The organism is Actinomycetota bacterium (genome assembly GCA_005888325.1).
GTDB lineage: Bacteria > Actinomycetota > Acidimicrobiia > Acidimicrobiales > AC-14 > AC-14.
On sequence record VAWU01000027.1, the window covers coordinates 47,063 to 63,035 of the forward strand.

Genomic DNA, 15,973 nt, shown 5'->3' on the forward strand with positions numbered 1-15,973 from the left:
GTTGCTCGAGGAGTCCAACGACCTCCAGTCGGGCGCGATGCGCTCGATCCGGGAGCCGTTGCGCGAGCTGGTCGAGCGGGGCCAGGAGCGACGGGCCCACGGAGGCCTCGACCCTGACGAGCAGCGTCAGTTCACCACCGAGCGCAACCGTCTCGTGCGGTCCCGCCTCTGCGGGACGGGTGCGTTCGCCACCCTCGGCTTCGGTGCGGCCCTGCTGGCGCTGTTCGACTCACCCGCGTTCGCGGTGGGAGGTTCCGACGTGCAGATCCTGCAGACGGCGGCGTCGCTCGAGAACCTGGCCGTCGCGACGTACGACCTCGCGCTCACGTTCGACTTCATCGGCGGCAGCACCGCGATCCCGACCGTGAAGGCGTTCGCCATGACGACGAAGGACCAGCACGACGCGCACGCGAAGGCGTTCAACGCCGCGCTCAAGCGGCTCGGGGGTAAGGAGCAGACCGCACCCGACCCTGTGCTGCTCGACACGGTCAATCGCGCCAAGGCCACGCTGACGGGCCCCGGACCGGTCATCGACCTCGCCATCACGCTGGAGGACACCGCGGCACAGACCTACGTCGCCAACACGAGCGCGCTGACCGACAAGCAGGCGCGCAACGTGACAGCGAGCATCATGGGCGTCGAGGCACAACACGTCGCCGTGCTCCTCGCGGTGAAGGCGCTCGTCGGCGCCAACCTCGCCGACCAGGTCAAGCTGCCACCCGACCTGGCCCTGCTCCCCGAAGCTGCCGGCAGCGTCGGGTTTCCGGGAGCGTTCTACAAGACCGACAAGTCCCGTCCCGCAGAGGAAGGGGCGGTCACGTGAGCGCCGGGAACAACGACCCCATGCCGGTCAGCGAACGCGAGCTCGCGCAGCTCACCGGCGACATGGACGACATGCACCACGACGTCATGCCCGCGATGCACGCGCGCGCCGAGGAGTGGGCCGAGCTCAACCGCGAGATGCGCTCGGGGGTCAGCGGCCCGACCGTGCACGTGACGAGTCGCCGGCACTTCCTCATGGGATCGGGTGCCGCGGTGCTGGGTGGCCTGGCGCTCGTCGCTTGCGGCAGCAGCAAGAAGGGCTCGTCGAGCGCGACCAGCTCGACCGCGGCCGGCTCCGGCAAGCTCACGGGCGATCTCGCAGTGGCTGCGGTCGCCGCCGCGCTGGAGAACCTGGCCGTCGGCACGTACCAGGCCGGGCTCGACGCGGCCACCGGGGGCACGCTCGGCACCGTCCCTCCCGCCGTCACGGCGTTCGCGACCACCGCCCAGCAGCACCACAAGGACCATGCCGCGGCATGGAACTCGGTGCTCACCGACGCGGGCAAGCACGCGGTGACAGCGGTCGACCTCACGGTCAAGGCCGACGTCGACCGCGCGTTCGCGGGCGTGAAGGACGTCGGTGGCCTGGCCCGTCTCGCCCTGTCGTTGGAGAACACCGCCGCCGCGACCTACCTCGACGGGATCGGTGTGCTCGGCGACACCGGCGCGATCCAGGTGGCGGCGGCGATCCAGCCCGTCGAGATGCAGCACGCGGCGATCCTGAACTTCGTGCTCGGGAACTACCCGGTGCCGGACCCGTTCAGCAAGACCGAGGGGGCGCGCCCGACCGACGACGAGATCGGTGCTGCCTGACCCGCCGTTCAGGGACGGTAGCGGCTCAGTACTCGGTGATCTCGTTGATCTTCTGCTGAATCGCCTTGTACTCCGGGCTCTGGGTGAGGGGCATGAGGCTCATGAGCTTGCCCATGTTGCCGGTGACCTTCATGCGCCCCTGCATGAACGCGGCGTTGGGGTCGAGCTCGCCCTTCTGGATCTTCACGCTGTCGTCGTAGGACGACGTCATCGTGAAGTCGGCGTTCGCGTCCTCGCCGAGGGTGGACTCGAGGATCTTGCCGTTGTCGAGCACCTGGTAGTACCTCACGTCGCCTCCGGGGCCACCGGTCACCGCGAACTGCATCCGCGCCGTGGCGCCGGGCCGCTCCGGGAACTCCTGGGACAGCTTGCGTCCCTCGTCCAGCCACTCCTGCGACAGGTATTTCGCCATACCCGCTCCCTTACGATTCGATCGACCAGTGGACGGTCAGGGATCGTAAACGACTCGACCCGTCAGCGCAGCACCCGGTCGCGGATGCCGGCGAAGAGGTCGTCCTCGGGAAGGCTGCTGTCGACGAGCGAGCGGGCGAGGATGTAGTCCTCGATGGGATAGAGGTCGCGCGACGTCTCGGGTGGCAGCCCGAACCAGAACGGCGACTCGGGGTCGATCTGGGTGGCGTGCGCCAGCAGCGCCTCGCGGCGCACATGGTCGTAACCGCTGATGTCGATCCGCGTGGTGATGCGGTCGTCGCGGTCGGGACGCTCGAACCACCGTTCGAAGGGCGACTCCAGCCCCAGCTCGAGGAACTTCTCGTGCAACGCGAGGACGCGCGCGCGAGACCAGGCCGCGTAATAGACCTTCAACGGCTGCCAGGGCTCGCCCCGGCCGGGGAACGCATCGGGATCGGCGGCCGCGTCGAAGGCCGGGAGGGAGATCGCGTGGACCTGCAGGTGGTCGGGGTGGGGATAGCCCTCCTGGTCGTCCGCATACGTCACCATCACGTGTGGCCGCTCGCGTCGGATGATCTCCACCAACCGGCCCACCGCCTCGTCGAAGTCGGCGCGGGCGAAGCAACGGGGGTCTGCATTCTCGGGCGAGTCGGGCATTCCCGAGTCGCGGTAGCCGAGCATCACCACCTCGTCGTACCCGATGATCTCGGTCGCCCGGCGCAGCTCGTCCATGCGGATGGCGTGGAGGTTCTCACGCACCTCCGGCCGGTCCATCGCCGGGTTGAGGATGTCGCCCGCCTCGCCGCCCGTGCAGCACACCAGCACGGCCCGGGCGCCCTCGTCGTGGTACTTCCGCACCGTGGCGGGCCCCTTGGAGGACTCGTCGTCGGGATGGGCGTGCACGGTGAGCAGGCGCAACTGGTCCACGTGCTCCACGCTAGCCAGACTGAGCCGCATGAAAGTCGCCTTCGTCGGGTCCTTGTCCACCGGCAAGACCACTCTCGCCAACCTCTTCGCCAGGGAATGGGACTACCCGCTGCTCCCCGAGGTGGCCCGAGAAGTCGTCGAGCTCGGGTTCCCGCTCGATCAGTCGGCGACGGCCGAGACCGAGACCCTCATCTTCCTCAAGCAGTGGCGGGCCGAGCTGATGCACGATGACTACGTCGCCGACCGCTCGATCTACGACGTGCTCGCCTACGCCGACTGGGTGATGGAGAACGCGGACGAGCGCAAGGAGAACCACCTGTGGCTGGAGTCGAGGGCGCTCGCCACCCGCGACCTCCGGGCCCGGTACGACTTCGTCTTCTACCTTCCGATCGAGTTCCCCATCGTGCTGGACGGCCTCCGGCCCGACGACCCCGGCTTCCAGGCCGACATCGATCGCCGGATCCGCGAGCTGCTCGAGCTGCATGACGTCGCGCACCACACGCTCAGCGGCAGCGTGGAGGAGCGCCAGGAGCAGGTGCGCAAGGTCGTGGCGGCCGGCGCCTGAGACCGGCGAGCCCCTCGGGGAGGCGGGGTTTCGCGGGCGCTCCCCTCCCGCGCCGTAGCCTCGACCCCCGTGCCGCCGGAGATCGTCCTGTCGACCGCGTCGTTCTTCCCCGACACGGAGCTGGCCTTCCGCATGGCGGAGTCACCCGAGGCGGTGCGGGCGCTGACCGACCGGTTCGGCGTTCGCATCCGGGCCGTCCATGTGCCGTGTCTGGTGGTGAGCCAGCACGTCTGGGGATGGAACCCCGAGGTGAAGCTGCGGCGATCGGTCGACATGGCCAGGGCCATCGGCGCGGGCATCGTGGTGGTGCACCCCCCGTTCCGCTGGCAGCGGGGGTACGCGGAGGACTTCCGCGACCTCGTCCTCCAGCTCGACTCCCCGAACGGTGGAGGCCCGCGGGTCACCGTGGAGAACATGTTCACCGTCGAGGCGCTCGGGCGGCGCGTCGACCCCTACCGCTGGAACGACGACGCCGCGTTCTCCGGCTTCCCCGTGCTCACCCTCGACACCTCACACGCGGGCGCGGCGCGTCAGGACCTGCTCGAGCTGCACGCGTCGATGGGTGACCGCGTGCACCACCTCCACCTTTCGGACTCGACCGCGACGCGCGGCGACGAGCATCTCCCGCCGGGGACGGGCGGTCTGCCGCTCACCGAGCTGGCCCAGGCCATGCTCGCCCGCAGCTTCGGCGGGGTGGTCGTCATCGAGGTGGGGTTCGGTCGCCTGCCCGAGGGCAGTCGTACGAGCGCGGCCCGCGACTCGCTCGAGTACGCACGGGTAGCGTTCGGCTCATGACGACGTCTGGGGAGTTGAGCCCCTTCGAGTCGGTCAACGCGTTCTTCGACGCGGGTGCCGCGCTCATCCGGCTCAAGGACGAGATGTACGACGTGCTCAAGTCGTCGTACCGCGAGGTCTCGGTGCAGGTGCCCGTGCGCATGGACTCCGGTGAGCTGCATGTGTTCACGGGCTACCGCGTCCAGCACAACGGCGCCCGGGGCCCGTACAAGGGCGGCATCCGCTACCACCCGTCGGCCGACCTCGACGAGGTGCGCGCCCTGGCGTCGCTCATGACCTGGAAGACCGCGCTCGTCGACGTTCCGTTCGGTGGGGCCAAGGGGGGCATCACCGTCGACCCCACGGGCATGAGCGCGGACGAGCTCCAGAGGATGACCCGGCGGTTCACCCACGCCATCAACCACGTCCTCGGCGTCAACCGCGACATCCCCGCCCCCGATCTCAACACCAACGCGCAGGTTATGGCGTGGATCATGGACGCGTTCTCCGCCAGCCACGGCTACTCCCCGGCGTGCGTCACGGGCAAGCCCCTCGACCTCGGCGGCGCGCCGGGCCGCGAGGCCGCCACCGGGCGGGGTGTTGTCTACGTGCTCGAGGCCGCGGCCCGACGCTGGAAGATCGACCTCCCGCAGTCCCGCGTCGCCATCCAGGGGTTCGGCAACGTGGGCTCGTGGGTGGCGCGTGCGCTCGACGAGCTGGGCGTGAAGGTGGTGGCCGTGTCCGACGTGGCCGGCGGCATCTACAACGGTCACGGGCTCGACGTCGCGGCCCTGGGCGGCCTCTCGACCACCCATCGTCCGGTGTCCGAGCTGGCCGGCGCCGACGCGATCACCAACGAGGAGCTGCTCGAGTGCGACTGCGACGTGCTCGTTCCGGCCGCGCTCGGCGACGTGATCACCGAGCAAAACGCGGAGCGGGTGCGCGCGCGCGTGCTCGTCGAAGCGGCCAACCACCCCACCACCACGAATGCCGACAAGATCCTGCACGACCTCGGTGTGCGTGTCGTGCCCGACATCCTCGCCAACGCCGGCGGCGTCACCGGCTCCTACTTCGAGTGGGCGCAGAACATCCAGCAGTTCAAATGGCGCGAGGACCGCTTCAACGACGAACTGCGTGAGGTGATGGTGCGCGCCTTCGATGCCACCGCGAGCTTCGCCGAGCGCAACGACGTCGACATGCGCCGAGCCGCCTTCGCGATCGGCATCGAGCGGGTGGCACGGGCGTCGCGCATGCGCGGTTACGTGTGATCTCCGCCCGGAAGTACCGCCACGGCGACGAGCAGGACATCGACTCCGTCGACATCTCACGCGCTGTGCACGATGCCGACGGCCTGCTGTGGGTCGACGTCGTGGATCCGACCGACGCCGACCTCGAGTGCCTTCAGCGTGAGTTCGCGCTGCACCCACTCGCCATCGAGGACGTGCGCCACCGGTTCCAACGCCCCAAGCTCGAGCAGTACCCAACCCACACGTTCATCGTGGCGTACACGTCGAGGCTGCAGGAGGTCGACCTCTTCGTCGGCCCCCACTGGGTGATCACGGTGCGCGAGGCGGATTCGACGGGCGACGTCTGGTCGTGCGACGCGGCGAAGACCCGGTTCGAGCGTACGCGGCCGGAGCGGTGCGCGCCGGGCTTCCTGATCTACGTACTGCTCGACGAGCTCGTCGACGGGTACTTCGACGCCACCGACGCCGCCGAGGACAAGCTCGAGGAGCTCGAGAACCGCATCTTCGACAACGAGCACGTGCCCGACGAGTCGGCCATCCAGCAGGAGCTCTTCGACGTGCGGCGCCAACTGCTGTTCTTCCGGCGGGCGGTCGTGCCGTTGCGGGAGGTGCTCAACATGATGCTGCGGCGCGAGGTCGAATGGGTCGACGACGGAACCGCGGTGCACCTGCAGGACGTGTACGACCACGTGCTGCGGGCGATCGACCTGATCGACGGCCAGCGCGAGCTCATGGGCAACGCGGTCGACGCCCACCTGGCCATCATCTCGAACCGCATGAACTCCGTGATGAAGAAGATGACGTCGTGGGGCGCCATCCTCCTCGGCAGCACCCTCGTGGCGGGGATCTACGGCATGAACTTCCGGCACATGCCCGAGCTCGGCTGGAAGTTCGGCTACGCGTCCGCGCTGGGGGTGATGGCAACCATCACGATCGTCGGTTACTGGGCCTTCAAGCGGAAGGACTGGCTGTAGCGGCGCGCGCTCAGACCTGGATGAGCTCGTGCGTGCCGGTGTCGTCGTCCTCGACGAGGCGGTAGCCGCAGAGTTGGGCCAGGAGCGCGTGCCCCTCGTCGGGGCCGGTGGCGATGAGCTCGTCGCCCGCGGCCAGGACGACCCCTTTGCGTGGGCGGTAGAAGTAACGCCCGCCGCGACGAATGGCCAGGAGGTAGAACCCGGTCTCCGTCTCGAGCCGGAGCTGGGCGAGCGTGGCGCCGTCCGCGGCCGAGCCGGGGCCCACCGGCACCCGGACGGCGACCTCGTCGGCCTCGCCGAGCGCCATCGCGAGGATCGGGTGCAGCTCCTCTCCCTGCTCGACCAGCCACACCATCTGCTGGGCCGCGTCCCCGATCTCCTCGGCCGCCTGCGCCAGGTGCACGAGGCCGCGGAGACCCGACGGGTCGATCAACTCCGACGCGGCGCGCAGCACCCAGAGCTCGAGCCGTTCCTTCATCTCGTCGAGCCGATCCTCGAGGTGGTTCACCTCCGCGGCGAGGCCGAGGTCGCGAAGGACGAGAGCGGAGTAGGCCAGTCCCACGGACACCTCTGAGATGTTCTTCATCTCGACCAGCACGTCGATGGCCCGGTCGAGGTCGGTGAGCGCAGGGTCCTCCGCCGGTTGGGGGGGCTCGAAGTCGGGCGCGCCGGCGAGCGCGCGCAGCTCCTCGATCCCCGCGCGGGCGCCCTGGAGGAAGAGCACGTCGCCCGGGAGCAGCACCTCGTCTCCGTCGACGTCGGTGATCCAGTCGCGTTCGCGCCGAATGGCGACGACGCGCATGCCCACCTCGACGGGGAGCTCGAGGTCGCGCAGGGCGCGATGCGCCATCTGGGAGCTGTCGCGGACGCGCACGCGGTGCGAGATCTCCTCGGCCGCGGAGAGGTCGGCCACCAGCGCCCGGGGGATGCCGAGCCGGCGGGTGACGATGTTGGCGACGTCGACTGCGGCGTTGCCGATGCGCTCGATGGCCCCGACGACCTGGAGCACCGAGGCCATGGCGTCCGCGTCGCGAGGCGAGCGGGCGGCGAGGACGCACACCGCTCGCATCTCGTGCACGAGCTCGGAGAGCCGCTTCTCGAGCTCGTCGACCTCGTCGGCCATGGCCACGTCGCCGAAATAGAGCGCGGCGTAGGCGAGGTCGATCATGAGCTCGGAGGTGTCCTTCGCCTCCGAGAGCATCGTGCGGAGGTTGCGCGGTCGCTCGTCGGTCACCGGTCGCGACCAGGGTACTCGCGTGCGATTCGGGAGCGGCCTCCTGTCACTGGGGCGGCCGTCACATGGGAGCGGCCTTCCGGGCCGCTCGCCTACCCCTGGCGGTCGGGGCCCGCCCGTTCGAGCTCGATCCGCACCATGACGCGCCGCTCCCGCTCCATCGCCGCCCGGTAGTCGTCCCAGTCGGGGTGCTCCCCCGCCACGCTGCGGTAGTAGTCGACCAGCAGCTCCATGGCCTCGGGCAACGAGACGACGGTCGCGGTGCCGTCCACCTGGACCCACCCGCCGTACCAGTTGTCGGCGACGACGCAGAGAGAGGCCCTGGGGTCCCGCCGCAGGTTCTTCACCTTGAACGCCGTCTCCCGGCTGCTGACGACCGCCCGGCCGTCCGCGTCGACCGCCGCGGCCACCGGCGAGAGCTGCGGCCGGCCGTCAGCCCGGAACGTGGAGAGGACGGTGCGATGGTTCTCGCGCAGGAACTGGCGGGCTTCGTCGAGGTTCATGCTGCCATGATGCCCCGCATGAACTTCATCGTGGCGGCCGACATCGAGCAGTACGCCGAAGAGCACACGACGCCTCCGGCCGTCCACCTGCGGGCGCTGGCCCAGGAGACCGAGCGCACGATGAGCACTCCGCAGATGATGGTCGGGGCGCTCGAGGGGCGCTTCCTCGAGATGCTGGTGTTCGCGCTGCAGCCGCATCTCGTCCTCGAGATCGGCATGTTCACGGGGTATTCGTCGCTCTCCATGGCCGCCGCCCTGCCTCCGGGTGGGCGCATCGTGACGTGCGACGTCGACCCCAAAGCCGAGGAGGTGGCGCGTCGTCACATCGAGGCCAGCCCCTACTCCGACCGCATCGAGGTGCGCATGGGGCCGGCGCTCGAGACCATCGCGACGCTCGACGGTCCGTTCGACCTGGTGTTCATCGACGCGGACAAGACGAACTACCGCAACTACTACGACGCAGTCCTCCCCAAGCTCGCCGCGCACGGGATGATCGCGGTCGACAACGTGCTGTGGAGCGGCCAGGTGATCGACCCGAGCGACAGGTCGGACAACACCGAGGCCCTTCGTGCCTTCAACGACCACCTGGTCGCCGATGCGCGCACGGTGAACGTGATGTGCACGATCCGCGACGGCGTCACCCTCATACGCGGCGCCTGACCGCGTCGTAGTTCGCCACCGACGGGTGCGCGAGGCCGGCAGGCCCGACCGCGAAGGCCTCGAGCAGGTTGCGCGTCATCTGGATGACAGCGGGGTCGTGGGGGCACGACCCGGGAGGGCACGCAGGAACGAGCTTGGTGACCCACCAGTTCGTGCCGCTGGCGAAGACACCGGCACCGCTCGGCGCGCTGTAGTAGGTCATGTCCGCGAAGCTCGAACGGCCACCGCAACGCACGGGTGAGTGGGCGAGGAGCTGCACGTTGTCGGGCCCGGGGTCGTTGGGGTTGTAGCGGTCGTACTCCTCACCGATAGTGCCGGACAACTTGTCGCCCGTGTGCAGTCCGGTGCCCGCGAACACCCAGGCCGAGCCGTCCGCGACGACCATGTCAGCGCGTACCGGGTTGCACTCGTACTGCTGACCGATGAGCGAGCTCTCGGGACGCGACACGGGCGGCTCCCGCCAGTTCACCGTCACCTCGGCCGGGTGGGTGCGTCGCATCGGGTCGGCGGTCGCGGACTTGTACCCGACCTCGCGCCGGTCGGCGCCGAGGGGCGACGGCTCGAGACGGATCTGGCGGAACACCGCGTTGGACCCGAGGAACGCCAGGTTCACGCCGTGATCACGCGCGTTCTCGGCACCGTCGCGCATGGCCCGCGTCCAGTACTCGTCGTGGCCGAGGCTGAGCAGGGCCCGGTGGCGGGTCAAGAGCTCGGGCCGGGCGTGGAGGTCGACATCGGTCCAGTAGGTGACGTCGAGGCCGAGCGACTCGGCCATCGCCACGAGCGGCAGCTCCAGCCCGATGAAGTCGGCCGCGCCGTCGCCACGCGCGTAGGGCCGGTCGAACGACACGACGCGCGCCCGCCGCTCGAAGCTCCCGGACCCGCTCCCACCCTCGTACAGGCTGTACCCGCCCCACTGGTTGTACGCCTGCCAGGTCGTCACCGAGCTCTGCACCACGAGCGCGGCGGTGCTGCCGTCGTCACGGATGGTCAACGGCACGTACCGCTGGGCCACGCCGTCCGCGGCCAGCTTCAGCAGGTACACGCCGGGTGGCCAGCTGCTGTCCACGTCGATGTCGACGGACTTCGACCACGGCGCCTCCACCATGTTGGTGCCGGGCTGGCGGTGGGGCCGGCCCTGCTCGACGCCCGGGATCGGGCCCGACGCCCACACCCGCCGCGCCCCCAGGCCCTGGTAGAAGCCCATTCGGTAGGCCTCCACCCGGAAGGCGGGCTCGGTGGTCGACACGAAGAGCCCGACGCGGTCCCCCGCCACCGCGCTGACCCGGTCGGCAAAGCCTTCGATCGTTCCCGCGCGGGTGGCCGGCGCGAGGCGCCATGCCTGCGTGCCCGTCCGCGCGTTCTCGTCCATCACCCACTGCGCCCGGCCGGGACCGAGGGGCTTTGCCGTCGATGTGGCAGTCGTCGATGTGGCAGTCGTCGATGTGGCAGTCGTCGATGTGGCAGTCGTCCGCGGCGAGCGCCGCCGTGCGGAGCCTTCCGGTGCCGTGGCGCGTGAGGTGGTGGTGTGGGTGGGGGGCGCGGCCTCGGCCCGTGATTCACCCGGGCGCGCGTAGAAGACGCTCGTGGTCAGGGGCAGCGACCCGATCACGACCGCGTAGGAGAGCGCCAGGAGGGAACGACGAGCGTGCGTGCCCTCTCTATCGGCGCCCCGGCGCCGGACTTAGAGGTCGGTGGTCGCCTGCTCGAGCAGGTGGGCGAACTTCTTGGTGGCGGCCTCGCGCCGGGTCGGGACGTGCTCCGTGGGCACCTCGACCGGCTGGTAGTCCTTGAGGATCTTCCGGGCGACGGTCACCTTGTGCACCTCGTCGGGCCCGTCGTAGATGCGGGCGGCCCGCGCGTGGCGGTACATGGCCTCGAGCGGCAGGTCGGTGGAGAAGCCGAGCGACCCGTGGATCTGCAGGGCGCGGTCGATCACGTCGTAGAGCACCTGGGCGCCGAAGTACTTGATCATGGCGATCTCGACCCTGGCCTTCGCGGCACCCTCGGTGTCCATCTTCCACGCCGCGTAGAGCGTCATCAGCCGGGCCGCTTGCATCTCCGCGGCCGATTCGGCCACCCAGTTCTGGATCGTCTGCTTCTCGGCCAGATAGGACCCGTGGGTGAAGCGCGACACCGCGCGCTCACAGAGCATGTCGAAGGCACGACGGCTCTGACCCAACCAGCGCATGCAATGGTGGATGCGGCCCGGGCCGAGGCGCTGTTGGGCGAGCACGAAGCCGTCGCCCTCGTTGCCGACCAGGTTCTCGTAGGGCACGCGCACGTCGCGATAGATGATCTCGGAGTGCCCGCCGAAGCGGGGACCGCCACCGTCGGGGTGCTCCATGGTGTCGACGTCGCGCACGATGTCGAGGCCCGGCGTGTCGGTGGGCACGATGATCATCGAGCTGCCCTGGTACGGATGGACGTCGGGGTTGGTGACCGCCATCACGATGAGGAAGTCGGCGGCCGATCCGTTGGATGTGAACCACTTGTGGCCGTTGATGACCCACTCGTCGCCGTCGCGAACCGCACGTGTCTCGAGCAGCGTGGGGTCGGACCCGGCGGTGTCGCGCTCGGTCATCGAGAACGCGCTGCGGAGCTTGCCGTCGAGCAGCGGCTGCATCCAACGGGCCCGCTGGTCCTCGCTGCCGCCGATCGCGAGGAGCTCGGCGTTGCCCGAGTCAGGCGCGTTGTTTCCGAACACCACGGGCCCGTAGGGCGTCGCGCCCAGGATCTCGTGCATGAGGCCGAGCTTCACCTGACCGAAACCACCGCCGCCGAGCTCGGGTGGCAGGTGCGCGGCCCACAGGCCCCGCGCCTTCACCTCCTGCTTCAGCGGATCGGTGGCCTTCCGGAACGCGTCCTCATCCAGCTTGAGCGTCTCGAGCGGGTAGATCTCGTCGCGGACGAAGCCCCGCATCCACTCGAGCTGCTCCTCGAACTCCGGCTCGGTCGCGAAGTCCCATGCCATGTCTTCCTCCCGGTGCCTTCCAAGCCTGCTCGCCACGCTAGACCGTGGCCGTGCTCCTCGACCTCGCCACGGTCGCGGTCCTCGCGTTCATCGGCTTCCGCCTGGTCGAAGCGAGCCGGTACGCGACGACTCGCCACGCCCGCAGGCACAGCGTCGAGATCATCCGAGGCCTGCGCCCGCACCACTTCCTGCTCGCGATCCCGGTGCTCTTCCTCGTGGTGGTGGGGTTCGCCCTGCTCCTCCGGGTGCCCGGCCTGTCGTTCGGCTGGTTCACCGCGATCGGCGGCGAGGGCAACCCGGTCTTCGGGTCGAGCAAGAGCACCGCGGGGACGCCCTTCGAGCTGCTCGTGCCGATCGTGTTCATGGCGTTGCTGATCCCCGCGCTGCCCCTGCTGGTGGAACGGGAGGAGCAGCTGTTCCGGCGGGGCTCCGAGCACCGCGGCACCGCAGGCCGCATCTGGCGGGGGATCCTGTTCGGCGCCGTCCACGCGCTGATCGGGATCCCGATCGGCGCCGCCCTCGCCCTCTCGATCGGCGGTTGGTACTTCACGTGGGCCTACCTCCGCGGGTATCGGGAGGGCGGCGAGACCGCCGCCCTGCAGGAGAGCACGCGGTCGCACCTGGCCTACAACGCGATCATCGTGACGATCGTGCTCGTCGGCATCGTGGGCGGCGCCCTGACGTCGTGATCGACGTCAGCGGAAGTCTCGCGACTTGGGCGCGGCCGTGGAGAGCGTCAGCGGCTCGATGCGCTCGGCGATGAAGTTGATGACGCCTTCGACCTTCTCGAGGCGACCGCCGATGAGCAACGCGCTCGAGGCGCGCGCGACGCGGCGGTGACGCGCCCACACGCCTTGCGAGCAGATGACGTTGAGGAGGCCGGTCTCGTCCTCCAGGTTGAGGAAGGTGGTGCCCTGGGCGGTGGCCGGGCGCTGCCGGTGCGTGACCACCCCACCCACGAGCACCCGGGTGCCGTGCTCGACCTGTTGCAGCGCATCGACGCACGACGCGCCGAGCGCGTCGAGGCGGGCGCGCGCGTACTGCATCGGGTGACGGTCGGGTGAGAGCCCGGTGGCCCACAGATCGGATGCGGTCAGCTCGACGTCGGACATGCCGGGCAGCGTCGGCGCGTCGGCGCCGGTGACGACGCCCTCGAGCCGCTCGGGCGAGGCCTGAGCCGTCGCCCCCGCGGCCCACAGCGCCTCGCGCCGCTCGAGCCCGAAGCAGCCGAACGCGCCCGCGGTGGCCAACGCCTCGACCGCGGGCAGCGACGCGCCGGTGCGACGCACCAGGTCCTCCATCGACGTGTAGGGCCGGCGCTCGGCGATGCGCGCGGCCAGGTCGTCGCCGATGTTGCGCACGTAGTCGATGCCGAGGCGGACCGCGAGCCCCTCCCCCTGCGCGCTTCGCTTCTTGTCGCGCTCAACCACCGTGACGGTGGTTGAGCGCGACAAGAAGGGAGAGGTGAGGGGCTCGAGCGTCGCCTGCGCCGCGCTGGCGTTGACGTCGGGGGCGCGCACCTCGACGCCATGGCGGCGGGCGTCGCCCACGAGGGTCATCGGCGAGTAGAAGCCCATGGGCTGCGCGTTGAGCAACGCGGCGAGGAAGGCGGCCGGATAGTGCAGCTTCATCCACGCGCTGGCGTAGACGAGGTAGGCGAACGACACCGAGTGGCTCTCGGGGAAGCCGAAGTTGGCGAAGGCGGCGAGCTTGTCGTAGATCTCGTCGGCGACCGCGCCGGTGATCCCTCGCTCGGCCATGCCCGCGTAGAGCCGGCCGCGCAGTCGCTCCATGCGCTCGACGGAGCGCTTCGAGCCCATGGCCTGGCGCAACTGGTCGGCCTCGGCCGCGCTGAAGCCGGCCACGTCGATCGCCATCTGCATGAGCTGCTCCTGGAACAGCGGCACGCCGAGCGTCTTCTTCAGCGAGGGCTCGAGCCGCGGGTGCAGGTAGGTGACCTCCTCCTGCCCGTTGCGGCGACGGATGTAGGGGTGCACCGACCCGCCCTGGATGGGCCCCGGGCGGATGAGGGCGACCTCCACGACCAGGTCGTAGAACGTGCGCGGCTTGAGCCGCGGGAGCGTGGCCATCTGCGCCCGGCTCTCCACCTGGAACACGCCCACCGAGTCGGCCCGGCACAGCATGTCGTACACCTCGGGCTCCTGCCGGAGCGCGGCCAGGTCGACGTCGACGCCGTGGTGCTCGCGGATGAGGTCGACGCCCAGGTGCAGCACGGTGAGCATGCCCAGCCCCAGCAGGTCGATCTTCACCAGGCCGGCCGCCGCGCAGTCGTCCTTGTCCCACTGCAGGACGCTGCGCCCGTCCATGCGCCCCCACTCCACCGGGCACACCTCGACGACCGGCCGGTCGCAGATCACCATGCCGCCCGAATGGATGCCGAGGTGGCGCGGGAAGTGCTGCAGCTCGGCCGCGAGCGTCATCACCGACTCGGGGATGTCGTGATCGACGGTCGCGCTGAGCGGGCCCCATCCGTCGACCTGCTTCGACCAGGCGTCGAGCGTGCCCATGGGGAACCCGAGGGCCCTGCCCATGTCGCGCACCGCCGACTTGGAGCGATAGGTGATGACGTTGGCGACCTGCGCGGCGTTGTCGCGGCCGTAGCGTTGGTAGACGTACTGGATCGCCTCTTCGCGGCGACCGTTCTCGATGTCGAGGTCGATGTCGGGCGGGCCGTCGCGCTCGGGAGAGAGGAAGCGCTCGAACAACAGACCGAGCGACACCGCGTCGGCCTTGGTGATGCCGAGTGCGTAGCAGACCGCGCTGTTGGCGGCCGAGCCCCGACCCTGGCAGTAGATGTCGTTCCGCCTGCAGAACTCGACGATGTCCCACACGATGAGGAAGTAGCCGGGAAACCCCAGCTGCTCGATCATGTCGAGCTCGTGGTCGATCTGGGCGTAGGCGCCGGGTGTGCGCTCGTCGTGGCGCGACCCGTAGCGGGTGGCGGCGCCGCGGGCGGTGAGCTCGCGCAGCCACGTCATCTCCGTGTGGCCCGGAGGCACCGGGTAGTCGGGCAGATTCGGCGCGACGAGGGCGAGGTCGAAGGCGAAGGCACGGCCGAGCTCGGCCGCGCGCTCGACCGCGCCCGGATAGCGGGCGAAGCGACGGGCCTGCTCGGCGCCACTTCGCAGGTGGGCGGTGGCCGCCGCAGGCAGCCACCCGTCGACGTCGTCGAGCGAACGCCGGGCGCGCACCGCGGCGAGCGCGGTCGCCAGCCGCCGGCGCGCCGGCTGCGCGTAGTGGACGTTGTTGGTTGCGACGACGTCGACACCGACGCGCGCGGCCAACGCGGCCAGCGCGTCGTTGCGGGCGGAGTCGAGCGGGTCGCCGTGGTCCCAGAGCTCGACGGTGACGTGGTCGCGCCCGAAGACGTCGATCAACGCGTGCAGCTCGCGCTGCGCGACCGCCGGGCCGCTCGCGACGAGCGCTGCCGGCACCGCGCCCTTGCGGCAGCCGGTGAGCACCTGCCAGTGGCCGCCGTGCACCGAGCTGAGCTCGGCGAGCGAGGTGGTGGGCCTCCCCTTCTCGCCGCCGCTCATCTGCGCGGTGCTGATGGCCCGGCACAGGCGGCCGTAGCCCTGCGGGCCGCGCGTCAGCACCAGGAGATGGTTGCCCCCGGGGTCGGGGATGCCCTGCTGGGCGCGCGTCAGCCCCAGGCTGAGCTCGGCCCCGAACAGGGTCGGCAGCCCGTAGGTTCGGGCCGCCTCGGCGAAGCGGACCACGCCGTAGACGCCGTCGTGGTCGGTGAGGGCGATGGCCTCGAGGCCCAGGCGCACGGCCTCCTCCACCAGCTCCTCGGGGTGCGAGGCACCGTCGAGGAAGCTGAAGTTGGAGTGGCAGTGCAGCTCGGCGTAGGGCACCGCCCCTGTGCGCCGGCGGGGCTCGGGCGGCGGGAGCGGCTCGTAGGGCTGGCGCTTGAACGACCAGGCGGGGCTGTCGCCCCCGTCGCCGTTGGGCGGCTGGTTGCGTCGCCTCCCGTCGGACAGCCGGGCCTCCAGCTCGGACCACGGCATCTTCGGGTTGTTGAAGCCCACACCCGGATCGTATCGAA

15 protein-coding genes are annotated in these 15,973 nt (G+C 70.2%); 8 read left to right on the forward strand and 7 right to left on the reverse strand.

The window, feature by feature from the left end:
- The first annotated feature begins 37 nt into the window (after positions 1–37).
- Together E6G06_10720 and E6G06_10725 are read left to right on the forward strand one after the other, a co-directional pair.
- A complete protein-coding gene (locus E6G06_10720; protein TML91239.1) occupies positions 38–823 on the forward strand; it encodes a ferritin-like domain-containing protein in 786 nt (261 codons plus the stop codon).
- 62 nt (positions 824–885) lie between these two features.
- On the forward strand, positions 886–1,635 hold the full coding sequence (locus tag E6G06_10725) for a ferritin-like domain-containing protein (protein ID TML91240.1): 750 nt from the start codon (positions 886–888) through the stop codon (positions 1,633–1,635).
- Between the two features lie 25 nt (positions 1,636–1,660).
- On the opposite strand, the gene E6G06_10730 is transcribed toward E6G06_10725, so the two are convergent.
- Positions 1,661–2,047 (reverse strand): SCP2 sterol-binding domain-containing protein, encoded by a 387-nt coding sequence (locus E6G06_10730; GenBank protein TML91208.1) that lies wholly within the window; start codon positions 2,045–2,047, stop codon positions 1,661–1,663.
- 62 nt (positions 2,048–2,109) lie between these two features.
- Positions 2,110–3,003, reverse strand: coding sequence for a mycothiol conjugate amidase Mca (gene mca / locus E6G06_10735; protein ID TML91209.1), 894 nt, complete (start codon positions 3,001–3,003; stop codon positions 2,110–2,112).
- Between mca and E6G06_10740 the strand changes: the two genes are divergently transcribed.
- The 4 genes from E6G06_10740 (at position 3,002) to corA (ending at position 6,533) form a co-directional block, all read left to right on the forward strand.
- Entirely contained in the window at positions 3,002–3,538 is a 537-nt protein-coding gene (locus E6G06_10740) for an ATP-binding protein (protein ID TML91210.1), read from the forward strand. The two genes, mca and E6G06_10740, sit on opposite strands and share 2 nt — an antisense overlap.
- 69 nt (positions 3,539–3,607) lie before the next feature.
- Positions 3,608–4,333 (forward strand): sugar phosphate isomerase/epimerase, encoded by a 726-nt coding sequence (locus E6G06_10745; protein TML91211.1) that lies wholly within the window; start codon positions 3,608–3,610, stop codon positions 4,331–4,333.
- Positions 4,330–5,580, forward strand: a complete 1,251-nt coding sequence (locus tag E6G06_10750; protein ID TML91212.1) for a glutamate dehydrogenase — start codon at positions 4,330–4,332, stop codon at positions 5,578–5,580. The genes E6G06_10745 and E6G06_10750 overlap by 4 nt, the downstream gene beginning before the upstream one ends.
- Positions 5,577–6,533, forward strand: coding sequence for a magnesium/cobalt transporter CorA (gene corA, locus E6G06_10755; protein ID TML91213.1), 957 nt, complete (start codon positions 5,577–5,579; stop codon positions 6,531–6,533). The genes E6G06_10750 and corA overlap by 4 nt, the downstream gene beginning before the upstream one ends.
- Before the next feature lie 10 nt (positions 6,534–6,543).
- Here corA and E6G06_10760 read toward each other — a convergent pair whose 3' ends face one another.
- Together E6G06_10760 and E6G06_10765 are read right to left on the reverse strand one after the other, a co-directional pair.
- The gene (locus E6G06_10760) at positions 6,544–7,767 is read right to left on the reverse strand and encodes a potassium channel protein (protein ID TML91214.1); all 1,224 of its coding nucleotides are present in this window, start codon (positions 7,765–7,767) and stop codon (positions 6,544–6,546) included.
- Between the two features lie 92 nt (positions 7,768–7,859).
- Complete coding sequence (locus tag E6G06_10765; GenBank protein ID TML91215.1) at positions 7,860–8,270, reverse strand: PPOX class F420-dependent oxidoreductase; 411 nt, start codon at positions 8,268–8,270, stop codon at positions 7,860–7,862.
- A gap of 9 nt (positions 8,271–8,279) precedes the next feature.
- Between E6G06_10765 and E6G06_10770 the strand changes: the two genes are divergently transcribed.
- On the forward strand, positions 8,280–8,930 hold the full coding sequence (locus E6G06_10770; GenBank protein ID TML91241.1) for a methyltransferase domain-containing protein: 651 nt from the start codon (positions 8,280–8,282) through the stop codon (positions 8,928–8,930).
- On the opposite strand, the gene E6G06_10775 is transcribed toward E6G06_10770, so the two are convergent.
- Both E6G06_10775 and E6G06_10780 read right to left on the reverse strand, forming a co-directional pair.
- Positions 8,914–10,302 carry a hypothetical protein gene (locus tag E6G06_10775; protein TML91216.1) on the reverse strand — a complete coding sequence of 463 codons (1,389 nt, stop codon included), beginning with the start codon at positions 10,300–10,302 and terminating at the stop codon, positions 8,914–8,916. The genes E6G06_10770 and E6G06_10775 overlap by 17 nt on opposite strands.
- Positions 10,303–10,614: 312 nt before the next feature.
- Positions 10,615–11,904 carry an acyl-CoA dehydrogenase gene (locus E6G06_10780; protein TML91217.1) on the reverse strand — a complete coding sequence of 430 codons (1,290 nt, stop codon included), beginning with the start codon at positions 11,902–11,904 and terminating at the stop codon, positions 10,615–10,617.
- Between the two features lie 44 nt (positions 11,905–11,948).
- Here E6G06_10780 and E6G06_10785 point away from each other — a divergent pair, with 44 nt between their 5' ends.
- A complete protein-coding gene (locus E6G06_10785) occupies positions 11,949–12,593 on the forward strand; it encodes a hypothetical protein (protein TML91218.1) in 645 nt (214 codons plus the stop codon).
- Positions 12,594–12,599: 6 nt separating this feature from the next.
- Here E6G06_10785 and E6G06_10790 read toward each other — a convergent pair whose 3' ends face one another.
- Positions 12,600–15,956 (reverse strand): error-prone DNA polymerase, encoded by a 3,357-nt coding sequence (locus E6G06_10790; GenBank protein ID TML91219.1) that lies wholly within the window; start codon positions 15,954–15,956, stop codon positions 12,600–12,602.
- Positions 15,957–15,973 lie beyond the last annotated feature (17 nt).